Consider the following 13,478-nt stretch of genomic DNA (forward strand, 5'->3'; position numbering starts at 1 on the left):
TCACTCCCACGGGGGCGCCGCGAACGGGTCCAGGTCGTGGCCCGCCCCGAGCAGCTCCTCGCGGATCCGCGCCGCCAGGGCCGCCGCGCCCGGGGTGTCCCCGTGGACGCAGATCGACCGCGCCGCGACGCTCAGCGACCCGCCGCTCACGGTCGCGATCGACTCCCCCGCCACCATCGCGAGCGCCCGCGCGACCACCACGTCCGGGTCGTCGACCACGGCCTCGGGCTCCGACCGCGGCACCAGCGTGCCGTCGTCGTGATACGCCCGGTCCGCGAACGCCTCCTCGACGGCGGCGAGCCCCGCGTCGGCGGCGGCCTTCAGCAGCGCCGAGCCCGGCAGCCCCATGAGCGGCAGCGACGCGCCGACCGCGGTGGACGCGAGCATGGTGCCTTCGACCACGGCCGCCGCCTGCGCCTCGTCCATCACGGTCCTGTTGTAGAGCGCGCCGTGCGGCTTCACGTACGCGACGCGCGTGCCGGCCGCCCGCGCGAACACCTCGAGCGCGCCGATCTGGTACGCCACCTCCGCGGCGAGCTCCCCGAGCGGCACCTCCATCGACCGCCGCCCGAAGCCCGCGAGGTCGCGGTAGGACACCTGCGCGCCGATGGTGACGCCCCGCGCCACCGCGAGCTCGCACACCCGCCGCATGATCGACGGATCCCCCGCGTGGAAGCCGCAGGCGATGTTCGCCGAGGTCACCACGTCAAGCAGCGCGACGTCGTCGGTCAGGGACCAGCGCCCGAAGCCCTCGCCCAGGTCCGCGTTGAGGTCGATCACAGCCATGCGCCCAACCTACTCGGCCCGACCGGTCACGCGGGGCGTCCGTGACCTCGGTCCGTCCTCCGACCGCCCGCGGCGGGGCTACAGTGCGCGGAGTGACCCGGCGCGCCCGCGCCGGCACGGATGGAGGAAAGACGTGAGCACCCCGACGCTCGTCCACGGCACCCGACCGCTGCGCCGCACGGTCATGGAGGTCGGTCGAGGCTGGGCGCTCATGTCGGACGGCGACGACTTCCTGGTGTGGCGGATCGGACGCGACGCCGAGCGTCGCCTCGTCGTGGCGACCGTGGTCGAGGACCACGGGGCGGGACGATGCGCGACCCCCGGCGGGATGGTCGCCTACCGGGAGGCCGACGAGGAGGGCGACATGCGCGTCCTGAGGCGCGCCCGCTGGGCGCTGGCGGCCTGACGGCCACCCCGGGCGGCTGATCCCGGCGCGCCGTCAGCCCTTCTCCACCAGCACGCAGATCTCGACCGCGCCCTCCGGACCCTCGGGACCCTGACGCGGCATGTCGAGGTAGCGCTCGTACCAGCACGCGTAATCGTCACCCGTGGCGGTGTGCGCCATCGCGGGCCGAAGCCCCTGCCCCGGCCACGCGTCCATCAGCTCGCGGGTCACCCGGCCGAGCCCCGCGTACGGCCCGTCGTGACGCGCGACCGAGTACCGGCCCGCGGGCAGCTGGTCCGGCTCGATCGGCGACCCCTCGAGATCCTCGGCGTCCACCAGGTGGCCCACCTCGATCGAGAAGGTCCCGTCCGTGCGCGCCGCGACGTACCGGATCACCGCGCCGCGCGGAGCGATCCCCCGGGAGGCGAGCAGCGACGCGACCCGGTCGAACTCCTCGCCGACCACCCGCGGCAGGTCGTGCATCGCGACGTCCATCGGCATCGCGACGTAGGCGCGGGCCGGCAGGTGCTCGGTGGCGGTCATCGGTACTCCGGGTTGGGGTGGTCGAAGCGGGCGCCGGCGTCCCACTCCTTGCGCGAGTTGCCGCCCGCGGGGAAGCCGCCGCCGTCCTTGAGCCAGCGGGCCACGTGGAGCAGGTTCCACGTCATGAAGGTGGTGTTGCGGCGCGTGAAGTCCGACTCGGGGCCGCCGCTGTCCGGGTCCAGGTACGACGGGCCCGGCCCGACCGGGCCGATCCATCCCGCGTCCGCGTTCGGCGGGATCGTGTAGCCCAGGTGCTGGAGGCTGTAGAGGACGTTCATGGCCACGTGCTTGACCCCGTCCTCGTTGCCCGTCACCACCACGCCCGCCGTGCGGCCGTAGTAGAGGTACTGGCCGCGGTCGTTGAGATCGCCCGAGAGCCCGTAGAGGCGCTCGATCACCCTCGTCGCGACCGAGGACTTGTCGCCCAGCCAGATCGGGGTGCCCAGGAGGAGGATGTCGGCCGCGAGGATCCGCTCCGCGAGCGCGGGCCAGTCGTCGCGGTCGACACCGCCGCCGGGCACGTCCTCCCGCATGTCGGGGTACACGCCCGGCGGGATCGCATGATCGGCCGCGCGGATCACGTCGACCGCGACGCCCTGCGTGCGCAGGATCGTGATCGCGTTGTCGAGCAGCCCCTGCGTATGGGACAGGGCGGGCGACGGCTTGAGCGTGCAGTTGACGACGACCGCACGCAGGTCGGAGAAGTCAGGCGAGTCCACCCCTCGACGCTACGTCAGACCCGCGCTCATCGCTCCTCAGACGTCGATCGCGCCGTCCTTGAGGTGGGCCTCCCACTGCTGCTTCTCCCGCGTGACGAGGATCAGGAGCAGGCCCCAGACCCCGAGGTCGTCCACGATCCCGAACGGCAGCAGCATGTCCGCGATGAGGTCGATGGGCCACAGGGCGTAGAGGAGCGCGCCGGCACCCGCGACCCAGGTGAGGGGCGCGATCCGGTGCTCGCCGTTCCTGACCGCCTGGATGAACTTCCACCACATGCGGTCCAGTATGCGCTACACGACCTCGCGCAGCACCCCGGTGTGGACGTCGAACACGAAACCGCGCACCTGCGAGGTGTCGAGCAGGAACGGGTTGCGACGCAGGCGCTCCATCGACTGCCGGAGGTCCGCGTCGAGGTCGCGGAACGACTCCGGGCTCCACGTCGGCTTGAGGCCCGTCTCGTCGAGCAGCTGGTTGCGCAGCTCGTCGTCGGTGAAGGTGAGAGCGCCGCAGTCGGTGTGGTGGATGAGGATGATCTCCCGCGTGCCGAGCTTGCGCTGCGAGATCACCAGCGAGCGGACCATGTCGTCCGTGATGACGCCGCCCGCGTTCCGCATGATGTGGGCGTCACCGACCTCGAGGCCGAGCATCGCGAACATGTCGAGCCGGGAGTCCATGCAGCCGACCACCGCGAGCTGGCGGCGCGGGGGAAGGGGACGATCGGCGATGTAGGTGGTCGCGTACTCGGCGTTGTTCGCGAGCAGCTCGTCGGCGATGGGCATGGGGACCTCCGGAGGACGGCCGATGGGGACAGGGTCCAGCCTAGGCGAGGGAAGTTGCTTGCCACGCGTTCACATCCGGGGGGACGATGAGCGGGTGCCCCGCGTCCTCGTCACCGGCTCCGCCCAAGGCCTGGGCGCGGAGATCGCGCGCCAGCTGGTCGCGCGCGGCTACGAGGTGATCGTGCACGGGCGCGACGCCGCCCGCTCGAACGTCGCGATGGCGGCGGTCCCCGGCGCGGCGGGGTTCGTCACCGGGCGCCTCGACTCGCTCGCCTCCACCCGGCTGATGGCGGACGATGCGCGGCGCAAGGGGCCCTTCGACGTGATCGTGCACAACGCGGGGACGGGTCCGGACCAGCCGGGTCCGGTGCGCACCGAGGACGGCTTCGAGAGGATCCTCCAGGTCAACGTGATCGCGCCGTACCTGCTCGCCTGCATGCTCAGCCTCCCGCGCCGCATGGTGATCGTCGGCTCCGACGCCGCGGGGCACGGCTCGCCCGACGTCCGGCTCGCCGGGCCCGAGCCGTGGACCGGGGACGCCGCGTACGCCGACTCGAAGCTGCTCGTCACCATGCTGTTCTTCGAGCTCGCCGACAGGCACACCGACCGGCCCATCAACGTGGTCCACCCCGGCTGGGTCCGCACGCGGATGGGCGGGCCGGGCGCGGTCCTGCCGCCGAGCGACGGCGCCGACACCCCCGTGTGGCTGGTCACGTCCGACGAGGCGGTGCCGCGCCGGGGCGGTCAGTACGTGCATCGTCGCCGGGCGCTGCCGATCCATCCTGCGACCCGCGACCAGGCCCTCCGGGCGGCGCTCGTCGACCGGCTCGCCGCGATCACGGGCGAGCACCTGCCGTGACCGGCGCCCCCTAGGATCGGCGACATGGGCACGCGGGGCACGGGATCCGAGGCGACGCCGCGCTCGCGCCGCGGGGCGCGCCCGAGCACGCGGGCCTCGATGGCGGACGTCGCGCGGCTCGCCGGGGTCTCCGGCCAGACGGTGTCGCGCGTCTCGAACGGCTCGCTCGCGGTCCGGGAGGACACCCGGCGGCGCGTCCTCGACGCCATGGAGACCCTGGGCTACTCGCCGAACACCGCGGCGCGGGCGCTGCGCTCCGGATCGTTCGAGACCATCGGCGTGATCGCGCACCGGCTCGCGCGCACCGGCGAGTCCCGCACCGTCGAGGGCGTGGTCCGTGCGGCCCACGAGCGCGGTCACACCGTCACCCTGCTCGACCTCGAGTCCACCGCGCACGAGGACGTCTCGGCGGCCGCGATGCGGCTGTCCCACCAGGCGATCGACGGGCTCATCATCATCCGCGCCGAGACCGCCGACGCCTCCCAGGTGGCGCTCCCGTCGACGCTGCCCGTGGTCGTGGCCGACGCCGGCTTCGGCGGCGACCTGCCCATGGTCGGCGGCGACCACGCGACCGGCGCGCGGGCCGCCGTCGAGCACCTCCTCGCGCTGGGCCACCGCACGGTCCACCACGTCGCCGGACCCGTCGGCTCGATCCCCGCCCAGGCCCGGCTCGAGGCGTGGCGGGCCGTGCTCGGCGAGCACGGCATCGTCCCGCCCGAGCCCGTGCGCGGGGACTGGACCTCCGCCTCCGGCGAGGCCGTCGGCGCCGCGCTCGCCGCCCGGTCCGAGGCGACGGCGGTGTTCTGCGCGAACGACGAGATGGCCGCGGGCCTGATGCTCGCCCTCACGCGCGCGGGGAGACGCGTGCCGGAGGACGTCTCGGTGGTCGGGTTCGACGACATCCCGCTCGCCGGCTACCTCACCACTCCGCTGACGACGGTGCGCCAGCCGTTCGCGGAGATCGGGGCGCTCCTGGTCGACCGTCTGATGGCGCGCATCGAGGACCCCGCGGCCGCCCCGGGAGGCGCCGTGCTGGTGCCCTGCGAGCTCGTGGTGCGCGAGAGCACCGCGCCCCCGCGCTGAGCGCCCGCCTCAGGCCGAGTCGCGCACCACGAGCTCGGTGCGCAGCGTGACCTGGGCGGCCGACCGCCCCGCGATCTCGTCGAGCAGCAGCCGCACCATCTCCTCGCCCACCCGGTCGAAGGGCTGGCGCACGGTCGTCAGGGCCGGCGTGGTGCGGGACGCCAGCGTCGCATCGTCGAATCCCGCGATGGCGATCCGTCCCGGCACGTCGACGCCGCGCTCGTGGAGCACGTCGAGGGCGCCGGCGGCCATCGCGTCGTTCGCGCAGAACACCGCATCCATGTCGAGCCCCCGGTCCAGCAAGGTCGCCATCGCGGCCGCCCCGGACGCCCGCGAGTAGTCGCCGTAGCCGACCCACGCCTCGTCGAACGCATCGCCCCGCGCCTCACGGTACGCCTGCAGCCGTCCCGTGCCGCCCGAGGTGTCCTGCGGACCGGCGATGTGCGCGATCCGGGTGCGCCCCGACCGCGCGAGGTGCTCCATCATGGTGCGCGCGCCGCCCTCGTCGTCCGCGCCCACGTACGCGACCCGGTCCTCGAAGCCCAGCGGGATCCCCGCCGCGACCACCGGGAGCTGCGCCTCGAGGATGGTCGCGAGGAACTCCGACGAGTCGCGGTGCGAGGACACGACCAGCACGCCGTCGACGTGGCCGCCGGTGATGTAGTCGGAGGCGCGCCGCCGCTCGTCCTTGCTGTCGGCCATGATCATGATGAGCGTCATGCCCTGCGCCGCGAGGGCATCCGCGCAGGAGCGCAGGATCAGCAGGAAGTTCGGGTCCGCGAAGAACCGCTCGTAGGACTCGTTGAGGAGGAAGCCCACCGAGCCCGTGCGACTCGTCGCGAGGCTGCGCGCGTGGGGGTTGACGCGGTAGCCGGTGGCGCGGATGGCGCGCTCGACCTGCTCGCGCGCCGGCTCGGACACCCAATGGCCGCCGTTGAGGACCCGGGACACCGTCCCGCGGGACACCCCCGCCTCGCGCGCCACATCGTCGATGGTGGGGCGCCGCCCGCGTGTGCTGCTCACGTGTCGACCTCTCTTGACCTCTCACCGCAGTATGGCCTGTCCGCGCTCCCAGCCGCACCCGACGCGGCGGGGACCATGCGCATCGTCCCTGCCCGGGGACGGCACGAGGGGCCCCGGTCGCCCGAGGCCCCTCGTGGATGCGCGGTCCGCGTCAGCGGGCGCCCGCGCGGCGCTTGTTGTACACGTCGAACGCGACGGCGAGGAGGAGCACCAGGCCCTTCACCACCGACTGCACCGACTGCGGCACGCCCATGAGCTGCATGCCGTTCGACATCACCGCCATGATCAGACCACCGACGATCGCGCCGGTCACACGACCGACACCACCGGTGACCGCCGCTCCACCGATGAAGCAGGCGGCGATCGCGTCGAGCTCGAACATGTTTCCGGCCGCGGGCTGTGCCGCGTTCGATCGGGCCGAGAAGACCACGCCGGCCACCGAGGCGAGGATGCCCATGTTGAGCATGACGCCGAAGTTGACCCACTTGACCTTCACGCCGGAGAGCATCGCCGCCGCGAGGTTGCCGCCGATCGCGTAGACGTGGCGACCGAACACCGTGCGGGTGGTGACCAGCGAGTACGCGATGATCAGGACCGCGAGGATGATCAGCACGTTCGGGAGGCCGCGCGCGGAGGCGAGCTGCCAGGCGAACCACATGACCACGGCCGCGACCAGGACCAGCTGCAGGATGAACAGCGGGAACGCGACGACGGGCTGCTCGTAGGCGATCTGCGAGCGGCGCGTGCGCCAGGCCGAGAAGAAGTAGCCGGCCACGGCGAGCGCGAACACCACCAGGGTGAACACGTCGTACCCGGCTCCTCCTAGCAACCCGTTCTGGAATCCTGCCGCGATGTTGCGGTACGGCTCCGGGAACGGCGAGAGCGAGGTGTTGTTCAGCACCAGCAGGGTGAGGCCGCGGAACATGAGCATGCCCGCCAGCGTGGTGATGAACGCCGGGATGCCGACGAACGCCACCCAGAAGCCCTGCCAGGCACCGATCAGCACACCGCAGCCGAGCGCGGCGAGCACGCCCACCCACCACGGCATGTCGTACTTGATCACCAGCACGGCCGAGACCGCGCCTGTCACCGCCACGACCGATCCGACCGAGAGGTCGATGTGGCCCGCGATGATCACCATGACCATGCCGATCGCGAGGATCAGGATGTAGGAGTACTGCAGCACCAGGTTGGTGACGTTCATGGGGCTGAGCGAGGTGCCACCCGTGAGGATCGCGAACAGTCCCACGATCACCACGAAGGCGATGTAGATGCCGGACGTCCTCAGATTCTTGGTGAACAGATCTTTGACGCTCGTGGTGCCGGTCATGCCCGGACCTCCTTCTCCTGGGTCATGAGTGTCATGAGCTTCTCCTGGGTCGCCTCCGCCACGGGCACCTCTCCGGTGACGCGCCCGAACGCAAGCGTGTAGATGCGGTCGCACGTGCCGAGCAGCTCAGGCAGCTCGGACGAGATGATGATGACGGCCTTGCCCGCCGCGACCAGGCGGTTGATGATCGTGTAGATCTCGTACTTCGCGCCCACGTCGATGCCGCGGGTCGGCTCGTCGAGGATCATCACCTCAGCGTCGGAGTAGATCCACTTCGACAGCACCACCTTCTGCTGGTTGCCGCCGGAGAGGTTGCCAACGGTCTGCATGACCGTGGGCGTCTTGATGTTCATCGAGCCGCGGTACTCCTCCGCGACCTTGATCTCCTTGTTACCGTTCACCCAACCGCGCTTCGACAGCTTGAACAGCGCGGCCGAGGAGATGTTGCGGCGGACGTCGTCGATCAGGTTGAGCCCGTAGCGCTTCCGGTCCTCGGTGGCGTAGGCGAGTCCGTGCTTGATCGCCGACGAGACGTCGGTGATGTGCACCTCCTCGCCGTGCATGAAGACCTTGCCGGTGATGTCGCGGCCGTACGAGCGGCCGAACAGGCTCATCGCCAGCTCGGTGCGCCCCGCGCCCATGACGCCGGCGATGCCGACCACCTCGCCCTTGCGGACGCTGAAGTTGGCGTTCTCCACGACGATGCGGCCCGGCTGGGTCGGGTGGTAGACGTTCCAGTCCTCGACCCGCATGACCTCCTCGCCGATCACGTGCTCACGGCTCGGGTAGCGGTTCGTGAGGTCGCGTCCGACCATGCCGCGGATGATGCGGTCCTGGATGCCGGCGTCGCGGGTCATCTCGAAGGTCTCGATCGTGTGACCGTCGCGGATGATCGTGGTCCGGTCGCAGATCTCGGCGATCTCGTTGAGCTTGTGCGAGATCATGATCGACGTGATGCCCTGCTCCTCCTTGAGGACGCGCAGGAGCTGGAGCAGGTGCTCCGAGTCGTCGTCGTTCAGGGCGGCGGTGGGCTCGTCGAGGATGAGGAGCCGCACGTCCTTGGACAGCGCCTTCGCGATCTCGATGAGCTGCTGCTTGCCGACGCCGAGCTGGTTGACCGGGGTGATCGGGTTCTCCTTGAGCCCCACCCGGTCGAGCAGCTTCATGGCCTCGTGATTGGTGACGTTCCAGTCGATCATGCCGTTCTTGCCGCGGCGCTCGTTGCCGAGGAAGATGTTCTCCGCCACCGACAGGTAGGGGATCAGCGCCAGCTCCTGGTGGATGATGACGATGCCCTTCTCCTCGGAGTCGGGGATCGAGTGGAACTGCTGGACCTCGCCGTCGAAGACGATGTCGCCCTCGTAGGTGCCGTACGTGTAGACGCCGGAGAGGACCTTCATCAGCGTGGACTTGCCGGCGCCGTTCTCGCCGCAGATGCCATGGATCTCGCCGTCGAACACGCTGAGCTCGACGTCGGACAGCGCCTTGACGCCCGGGAAGGTCTTCGTGATCTTCCGCATCTCAAGGATGTGCTCGGCCATGTCTCACCTCCTGGGTGTGAGAGGGGGTTGGAGGGAGGGGGTGATGCCGGCCCCGTGAGGGGCCGGCATCACCGATGGATCAGGAGGCCTGGCCGGAGGCGACCTCGTCCTCGGTCCAGTAGCCGGAGTCGATCAGCAGCTCCTGGATGTTGTCGGCGTACACGATGTCCGACTCGAGCAGGTACGACGGCACGATCTTCACGCCGTTGTCGTAGTCCGTGGTGTTGTTCGCCTCGGGCTCCTCACCGTTCAGGTACGCGATGGCGGCCGTGACCGACTGCTCCGCGAGCTTGCGGGTGTCCTTGAAGATCGTCGAGAACTGGACGTCGTCGGCGATCAGCTTGACGGACGCGATCTCGGCGTCCTGGCCGGTCACGATCGGCATGCCCTCGGCGATGGTGGCGGGGTAGCCGCCCGTGAACTCGAGAGCGTTGAGGATGCCTCGCGACAGGCCGTCGTAGGGCGACAGCACGCCGTCGAGCTCACCCTCGAGGTCGGTGCCGGTGTACGTGGAGGTCAGGATGTCCTCCATGCGCTTCTGGGCGGTCTCCTGCAGCCAGCGCAGGGTGGCGACCGTGTCGAAGTCGGTCTGGCCCGACGGCACGGTCAGGACGCCCGAGTCGATGTAGGGCTGGAGCACCGACATCGCGCCGTTGAAGAAGAACCCGGCGTTGTTGTCGTCGGGCGAACCGGCGAAGAGCTCGATGTTGTACGGGCCCTCGTCACCGGTCTCGTTCAGGTCCTTGTCGAGGACGCCGAGGCCCACGAGCAGCGAGCTCGCCTGCTGCACGCCGACCTCGAAGTTGTCGAAGCTGACGTAGAAGTCGACGTTCTCGGTCTCGTTGATCAGGCGGTCGTACGAGATGATCGGGATGCCGGCCTCCGCCGCCGCGGCCAGCTGGCCGGAGAGCGTGGTGCCGTCGATCGAGGCCACGATCAGCGCGTCGGCGCCGTTGGTGATCATGTTGTCGATCTGCTGCTGCTGCGTCGGGATGTCGTCGGCCGCGAACTGCAGGTCGACCTCGTAGCCGGCCGCCTCGAGACCCGACTTGACGGCGTCACCGTCAGCGATCCAACGCTCCGAGGTCTCGGTCGGCATCGCGACGCCGATGAGGCCACCCTCGGTCATCTCGCCGCCGTCACCACCGCCGGTGCTGTCGGTCTCGCTGCCCGCGCCGCCGCCGGAGCAGGCCGCCAGGGTGAACGCGAGCGCCGCGCCGGCACCCGCAGCCAGGAACTTCCTGAACTTCATATCTCCTCCTCGAGATACCGGTCAGCGCCGTCGCCGACCGTGCGGTCCCATATTTGTTTGCGTTCACACATCGCGTCAAACGTCCGGAATCACGATGTGGTTACACGACCATCAACGGTTGAATTAAATATGTCTACCAGGGATTTCGGTTGTGACTGGGAGCGCTCACAGATCTATTTGGCACCTGACTCGTACTGTCTTCAACGTTGTAATGGGAGCGCGGCGCGCGGAGGCGGGCCTCGCCCGGGTCGCTCCGTCGGCCCCGGCCGCGCGGGCGTACGGGGCGATCCGGGCCGCGCCGCGGCGTCCAGCCGAGTGCCTCGTCGGGCCGTCCGCACTGTCGCCGCAACGCACCAAAAGGGGGGTCGCTCGCTTGCGTGGCGGCGCGACCCGAGGATCGCGCACGGCGGCACCCCGCACCGCCAGGTCCCGCCCCGGGATCGCGCCCGGCTGCACCCCCGCACCGCCAGGTCCCGTCCCGTCCGCGCCCCCCCACCACGTCCGCCCCGCCGCGCGCTGATCGCCGAGATGGACGATGGGTGCCCGAAACCGCGGTGTTTCGGGCACCCATCGTCCATTTCGCCCAGAGGCGCGGTCAGAGGCGCCAGCGAGAGCGGTCGCCCACGCACCGTCCATCTCGGCAGGGCGCGGTCACCCGCGCATCGTCCACCCGCGCCAGACGCCGGACGGCCCGACCGCGCTGAGCGCGATCGGGCCGTCCAGGGAGGAGGCGGACGGCGGTCGGCCGTCCGGGCAGAAGGGAGGTCAGCGACCGCCCATGGAGTAGTACGCGTTGTTCCAGCGGATCTGCTGCTCGAATCCCTCGTACGTGGTGTCCTCGTCGATGACGAGCAGCTCGATGCCGACCATCTTCGCGAAGTCCTTGATCACATCGACGCCGATCTGCGTCGACATCGCCGTGTGGTGCGCTCCCCCGGTCTGCAGCCACGACGCGACCGCCGTGGTGAAGTCGGGGCGGGGCTTCCACACCGCGTGCCCGACCGGCAGGTTCGGCATCGGCTCGGGGAGGTCCACGTTGTCGACCACGTTCGCCACCAGGCGGAAGCGGTCGCGCATGTCGGACAGCGCCACCACGACGGCCGGTCCGGCGTCGGCGGTGAAGACCAGGCGGACCGGGTCCTCCTTGCCTCCGATGCCGAGCGGGTGGATCTCGAGGCGGGCCTTCTTCGAGGACAGCGCCGGGTTGACCTCGAGCATGTGCGCGCCGAGCGACAGCTCCTCGCCGGGCACCAGGTGGTACGTGTAGTCCTCCATGAGCGAGGAGCCGCCGGGCAGGCCCGCGCCCATCACGGCGCACAGGTGCACCAGGATCGCGGTCTTCCAGTCGCCCTCGGCGCCGAAGCCGTAGCCGTCGGCCATGAGGCGCTGCACGGCGAGGCCGGGCAGCTGCTTGAGCTCGCCCAGGTCCTCGAAGGTGTCGGTGAAGGCCTGGAAGCCCCCCTCCACCAGGAAGGAGCGGAGCGCGACCTCGATGGCCGCCGCGTCCCGCAGCGACTGGTGGCGCTCGGCGCCGGGCAGCAGCTCGGGGACCACCTCGTACTCCGCGAGGTACACGTCGATGAGCGCGTCGACCTCGGCGTCGGTGACCTCGGCGACCTTGGCCGCGAGCTCGTTGATGCCCCAGGTGTTGATCTGGGCGCCCAGCTTGACCTCGGCCTCGGTCTTGTCTCCCTCGGTGACGGCGACGAACCTCATGTTGTCGCCGAAGCGCGCGACCTTGAGGTTCTTGGCGGCGGCGCGGCCGGCGGCGGCGCGCGACCACACCGCGATGCGCTCGGACACGGCCGGGGTCGACGGGTGGCCCACCACCGTGGTGCGGGGCACCCCGAGGCGCGACTCGATGTACGCGTACTCCCGGTCACCATGCGCGGCCTGGTTGAGGTTCATGAAGTCGAAGTCGATGGTCGCCCACGGCAGCTCGCGGTTCGCCTGCGTGGCGAGATGCAGCAGCGGCTTCTGCAGCGCGTTGAGGCCCGAGATCCACATCTTCGCGGGAGAGAAGGTGTGCATCCAGGTGATGACGCCGATGACCTTGGGGTCGGCGTTGGCCGCCATGATCGTGTCCAGGATCTCGTCGCGCGACTTCACGACGGGCTTCCACACCAGCGACACCGGGATCGCTCCGGACGCCTTCAGCGTCTCGACCACCTCGGTGGACTGGTCGGCCACCTGCTTGAGGACCTCGTCGCCGTAGAGGGTCTGGGATCCGGTGAGGAACCAGACCTCGTAGTCGGCGAGGTTGGGAACGATGCTGGTCACGCGATGCCTCCCTGCGGCTTCTGTCCGTAGACGTTCTGGTAGCGGTCGAAGAGGGCGTCGATCTTGCCCTCGGGGATGTCGACCAGGGCGCCGCCCTGGCGCGCGATGTGGGTGGTCTTGGCGACGTCCTCGCACATGACCGCGGCCTTGACGGCGTCGCGCGCGTCCTTGCCGATGGTGAAGACGCCGTGGTTGGCCATGAGCACCGCACGCGAGCGGTGGCCCTCGAGCGTGGCCACGATCCCGCGGCCGATCGAGTCGTCGCCGATGACCGCGAACGGGCCCACCGGGATCTCGCCGCCGAACTCGTCGGCCATGCCGGTGATGTGGCACGGGATGGGCTCGTTGCGGGCCGCCCACGCGGTGGCGTAGGTGGAGTGGGTGTGGACCACACCGCCCACGTGCGGCATCGCGCGGTACACGTACGCGTGCGCGGCCGTGTCGGACGACGGGTTGTTCTCCGAGCCCGCCGAGCCCGGGACCACGGTGCCGTCGAGATCGCACAGGATCATGTTGTCCGGCGTCAGGTCGTCGTAGTCGACGCCCGACGGCTTGATGACGAAGTGCTGGGTGCCGGGCACCCGCTCCGAGACGTTGCCGCCGGTCCAGACGACGAGCCCGTAGCGGGTGAGCTCGCCGTGGAGCTTGGCGACCCTCTCCCGGCTGCGCCGGATCGCCTGGACCTGGTCGGTGGTGAAGCTGGTCACGGTGGTGACTCCTTCCGATGGGTGCCTGAGCGCCGCGGGGCCACCGGACCGGGTGGTTCGTCCGAGGGTGCTGGCCCCGTTGCCGCGTGGTGTGTGACGAGTGCTTTAACGTTAACATGCCCGGCCGCCGCACGCGTCCAGGTCGATGGTCCCGGCCCGGCCACGTCGCCGTCCGTCCCCTCCCACGCTA

At 70.4% G+C, this 13,478-nt stretch carries 14 protein-coding genes; 3 read left to right on the forward strand and 11 right to left on the reverse strand.

The window, feature by feature from the left end:
- Entirely contained in the window at positions 1-786 is a 786-nt protein-coding gene (locus tag QQX10_RS10800) for a LamB/YcsF family protein (RefSeq protein WP_301120787.1), read from the reverse strand.
- A 133-nt stretch (positions 787-919) separates the two neighbouring features.
- On the opposite strand from QQX10_RS10800, the gene QQX10_RS10805 reads away from it, so the two are divergent.
- Positions 920-1,192, forward strand: coding sequence for a hypothetical protein (locus QQX10_RS10805; RefSeq protein WP_301120789.1), 273 nt, complete (start codon positions 920-922; stop codon positions 1,190-1,192).
- 33 nt (positions 1,193-1,225) lie between these two features.
- Here the strand turns inward: QQX10_RS10805 and QQX10_RS10810 are convergent, their stop codons facing one another.
- From QQX10_RS10810 to QQX10_RS10825, 4 genes are read right to left on the reverse strand one after another with little or no spacing between them, the layout of a single operon-like run.
- Positions 1,226-1,714: a GyrI-like domain-containing protein gene (locus QQX10_RS10810; RefSeq protein ID WP_301120796.1), complete on the reverse strand. Its 489-nt coding sequence runs from the start codon at positions 1,712-1,714 to the stop codon at positions 1,226-1,228.
- Positions 1,711-2,433, reverse strand: coding sequence for a flavodoxin family protein (locus QQX10_RS10815; protein ID WP_301120798.1), 723 nt, complete (start codon positions 2,431-2,433; stop codon positions 1,711-1,713). Before QQX10_RS10815 ends, QQX10_RS10810 begins: the two co-directional genes overlap by 4 nt.
- Positions 2,434-2,469: 36 nt before the next feature.
- Complete coding sequence (locus QQX10_RS10820) at positions 2,470-2,709, reverse strand: DUF1232 domain-containing protein (protein ID WP_301120800.1); 240 nt, start codon at positions 2,707-2,709, stop codon at positions 2,470-2,472.
- Between the two features lie 15 nt (positions 2,710-2,724).
- A complete protein-coding gene (locus QQX10_RS10825) occupies positions 2,725-3,213 on the reverse strand; it encodes a beta-class carbonic anhydrase (RefSeq protein ID WP_301120802.1) in 489 nt (162 codons plus the stop codon).
- A gap of 94 nt (positions 3,214-3,307) precedes the next feature.
- Between QQX10_RS10825 and QQX10_RS10830 the strand changes: the two genes are divergently transcribed.
- Positions 3,308-4,072 (forward strand): SDR family NAD(P)-dependent oxidoreductase, encoded by a 765-nt coding sequence (locus tag QQX10_RS10830; protein WP_301120804.1) that lies wholly within the window; start codon positions 3,308-3,310, stop codon positions 4,070-4,072.
- A gap of 24 nt (positions 4,073-4,096) precedes the next feature.
- Positions 4,097-5,155, forward strand: coding sequence for a LacI family DNA-binding transcriptional regulator (locus QQX10_RS10835; RefSeq protein ID WP_301120806.1), 1,059 nt, complete (start codon positions 4,097-4,099; stop codon positions 5,153-5,155).
- A gap of 9 nt (positions 5,156-5,164) precedes the next feature.
- Here the strand turns inward: QQX10_RS10835 and QQX10_RS10840 are convergent, their stop codons facing one another.
- The 6 genes from QQX10_RS10840 to QQX10_RS10865 all read right to left on the reverse strand — a co-directional run bounded on the left by QQX10_RS10840 (position 5,165) and on the right by QQX10_RS10865 (position 13,288).
- A complete protein-coding gene (locus QQX10_RS10840; RefSeq protein WP_301120808.1) occupies positions 5,165-6,178 on the reverse strand; it encodes a LacI family DNA-binding transcriptional regulator in 1,014 nt (337 codons plus the stop codon).
- 151 nt (positions 6,179-6,329) lie between these two features.
- Positions 6,330-7,508: a multiple monosaccharide ABC transporter permease gene (gene mmsB, locus QQX10_RS10845; RefSeq protein WP_301120810.1), complete on the reverse strand. Its 1,179-nt coding sequence runs from the start codon at positions 7,506-7,508 to the stop codon at positions 6,330-6,332.
- Positions 7,505-9,049: a multiple monosaccharide ABC transporter ATP-binding protein gene (gene mmsA / locus QQX10_RS10850; RefSeq protein WP_301120812.1), complete on the reverse strand. Its 1,545-nt coding sequence runs from the start codon at positions 9,047-9,049 to the stop codon at positions 7,505-7,507. The genes mmsB and mmsA overlap by 4 nt, the downstream gene beginning before the upstream one ends.
- 79 nt (positions 9,050-9,128) lie before the next feature.
- Entirely contained in the window at positions 9,129-10,301 is a 1,173-nt protein-coding gene (chvE, locus tag QQX10_RS10855) for a multiple monosaccharide ABC transporter substrate-binding protein (RefSeq protein ID WP_301120814.1), read from the reverse strand.
- 765 nt (positions 10,302-11,066) lie between these two features.
- Positions 11,067-12,581 carry an L-arabinose isomerase gene (araA, locus tag QQX10_RS10860; RefSeq protein WP_301120816.1) on the reverse strand — a complete coding sequence of 505 codons (1,515 nt, stop codon included), beginning with the start codon at positions 12,579-12,581 and terminating at the stop codon, positions 11,067-11,069.
- A complete protein-coding gene (locus QQX10_RS10865) occupies positions 12,578-13,288 on the reverse strand; it encodes an L-ribulose-5-phosphate 4-epimerase (protein ID WP_301120818.1) in 711 nt (236 codons plus the stop codon). Before QQX10_RS10865 ends, araA begins: the two co-directional genes overlap by 4 nt.
- Positions 13,289-13,478: the final 190 nt, after the last annotated feature.

The organism is Demequina lignilytica, from assembly GCF_030418305.1.
In the GTDB taxonomy this organism is placed as follows: Bacteria; Actinomycetota; Actinomycetes; order Actinomycetales; family Demequinaceae; genus Demequina; species Demequina lignilytica.

Excerpts from the sequence above, each read along its gene's own strand:
- QQX10_RS10800 (WP_301120787.1), bottom strand. The coding sequence starts at position 786 with ATGGCTGTGATCGACCTCAACGCGGACCTGGGCGAGGGCTTCGGGCGC.
- QQX10_RS10825 (WP_301120802.1), bottom strand. The coding sequence starts at position 3,213 with ATGCCCATCGCCGACGAGCTGCTCGCGAACAACGCCGAGTACGCGACC.
- QQX10_RS10810 (WP_301120796.1), bottom strand. The coding sequence starts at position 1,714 with ATGACCGCCACCGAGCACCTGCCGGCCCGCGCCTACGTCGCGATGCCG.
- QQX10_RS10835 (WP_301120806.1), top strand. The coding sequence starts at position 4,097 with ATGGGCACGCGGGGCACGGGATCCGAGGCGACGCCGCGCTCGCGCCGC.
- mmsB (WP_301120810.1), bottom strand. The coding sequence starts at position 7,508 with ATGACCGGCACCACGAGCGTCAAAGATCTGTTCACCAAGAATCTGAGG.
- chvE (WP_301120814.1), bottom strand. The coding sequence starts at position 10,301 with ATGAAGTTCAGGAAGTTCCTGGCTGCGGGTGCCGGCGCGGCGCTCGCG.
- QQX10_RS10820 (WP_301120800.1), bottom strand. The coding sequence starts at position 2,709 with ATGTGGTGGAAGTTCATCCAGGCGGTCAGGAACGGCGAGCACCGGATC.
- mmsA (WP_301120812.1), bottom strand. The coding sequence starts at position 9,049 with ATGGCCGAGCACATCCTTGAGATGCGGAAGATCACGAAGACCTTCCCG.